General features: G+C 47.0%; 3 protein-coding genes and 1 pseudogene. 3 read left to right on the forward strand and 1 reads right to left on the reverse strand.

Annotation, left to right across the window (positions count from 1 at the left end):
• Positions 1-105, forward strand: a pseudogene (locus D5269_RS18765) (IS5/IS1182 family transposase); the annotation flags it as partial.
• A 51-nt stretch (positions 106-156) separates the two neighbouring features.
• Positions 157-531 carry an IS5 family transposase gene (locus D5269_RS17640; RefSeq protein WP_166545238.1) on the forward strand — a complete coding sequence of 125 codons (375 nt, stop codon included), beginning with the start codon at positions 157-159 and terminating at the stop codon, positions 529-531.
• 133 nt (positions 532-664) lie between these two features.
• Here the strand turns inward: D5269_RS17640 and D5269_RS17645 are convergent.
• Positions 665-1,431, reverse strand: a protein-coding gene (locus tag D5269_RS17645; protein WP_166545239.1) for an IS5 family transposase whose coding sequence is annotated in 2 segments (ribosomal slippage) — positions 665-1,065 and positions 1,065-1,431 — 768 coding nt in all. Because the reading frame shifts where the segments join, the coding sequence is not laid out codon by codon here.
• Here D5269_RS17645 and D5269_RS17650 point away from each other — a divergent pair.
• Positions 1,422-1,781, forward strand: coding sequence for a transposase (locus tag D5269_RS17650; RefSeq protein WP_120487636.1), 360 nt, complete (start codon positions 1,422-1,424; stop codon positions 1,779-1,781). The genes D5269_RS17645 and D5269_RS17650 overlap by 10 nt on opposite strands.
• Positions 1,782-1,919: the final 138 nt, after the last annotated feature.

Raw genomic sequence — 1,919 nt, forward strand, 5'->3', positions numbered from 1 at the left:
CGCCGTATCAAGCGATTTCGTCGCATTTTTACCCGCTATGACAAACTGGATATTATCTTTTTGGCTTTTGTTTTTTTTGCTCTCATTGTCGATGTGCTTATGTGAACACTACCTAGGTCGTGTCCCTAAAGTAGAAAATATGATAAAATAAAGGATATGAAAAGACGGCATAGTGTAACAAATGAAGAATGGGCAAGGATAGAGCCACTATTACTAAAACAGGGAAAAATGGGCCGACCGAGAAAAGACGCTCGGGAACTGGTAGATGCGATGCTATGGATTTTCAAAACGGGAGCCCCATGGAGGGACCTTCCAGAATATTATGGTCCATGGAAAACTGTTTACAACAATTTCCTGCGTTGGCGGGACGCTGGAGTGTGGGAAAATATCCTCAAGAATCTGAATCCCGATTCAGATTCACCGTGGCAAATCATGGTGGATTCGACCAGTGTAAAAGCGCATCAGCACAGTGCTGGTGCAAAAAAGGGGCAGATAACGATCAGGCTATTGGTCGATCCAGGGGAGGATTGACAACAAAAGTACACGCAGCGGTAGATGAAAAAGGGCGACCTGTCAAGCTATTATTGTCAAGGGGCAATTTGAATGATATTACTTTGGCTCCAAGGCTTGTAGATGGTTTTACATTAGATAGCGTCTACACGGGTTAAGCGCGTATAGCAGCCCAAATAGCGATACAACGAACATGTATCGCGGCGATAAAAGCATCGGAGGTCTTGGCATAGCGGGTGGCAATGCCTCTCCAGCGTTTCAAAGACAGAAAGCAGTTTTCTACCAGGTGACGCAGTTTATAGAGATATTTATCATAGCCGCGCTGTTCTTTACGATTCTTTTTCGGTGGAATCACAGGTTCCATCCCCGCTGAAACCGCATAGGACAGAATATCATTTGTGTCATAACCCCGGTCTGCCAACAGGGTTCCTGCTGAAATGCCTTCTACCAGGTGGACAGCTTCTTTACAATCCGCTCGGGTACCTTCTGTAATAAGGATTCGGACCGGCATACCATGCGCATCCACGGCCAGATGTATTTTGGTGTTAAGCCCCATTTTGTCTTGGACATATCCTGATTGCCGCCTTTTGCTCCCGCTGCGTGGGGATGTACCTTGATGTGGCTGGCGTCGATCATCAGCCATTCATAATCTGGCTCATCGATCAGAATTTCCAAGAGTTTTTCCCAAACACCTTTTCTGCGCCAACGGATGAACCTCTGATGAACACTGCCCCACTTCCCGTAATCGGGAGGCAGGTCACGCCAGGGCGCCCCGGTTCGCAGTACCCAAAACACCGCATTGATAAAACGGCGGTTATCCTGAGCAATCCCGCCCCACTGGCCTCGTTGTCCCGGCAAATGTGGTTCAAGCAACTCCCATACTTTATCGTTTATGTCGTGTCTATGATAGGATGCATCCATCTTTCTGCCCCCGGTCTTTTAAGATAGTTCCATTCTATCACAATCCCCGCCTCTTGTGTAGACGCTATCTAGCAAAGTGCTTTGTTTTGAAAGATAAGGGATATGGCAGCAGTGATTTTGTGCAGTTGATTGAAGATTCTGGAGGAAGCGCTGTGATACCTCCCCGCTCCAATGCTCGTAATCCTCGTGAATATGACAAGGGAATGTACAAGCGCAGAAATTTAGTAGAGCGCTTTTTCAACCGCATGAAGCAGTTTCGGCGCTTTGCTACTCGTTATGAGAAAACTGCTAAATCTTTCCTTTCCCTTGTTCATTTTGTCGCTATTTTTGTTTGGATTGCTATTTCTTGACTTTAGGGACACAACCTAGCGACTTGACAGATGAGTAGTGGGAGGAGATCGCCCCACTATATGCCGGGATGCGCAACTGCACGTGGAGCAAGAGGGAATTGACGGATGCTGTGCTGTATTTGGTAGATTCGGGGTGCA

The sequence above is a fragment of the Anaerotruncus sp. 1XD42-93 genome, assembly GCF_009917605.1.
In the GTDB taxonomy this organism is placed as follows: domain Bacteria; phylum Bacillota; class Clostridia; order Oscillospirales; family Ruminococcaceae; genus Anaerotruncus.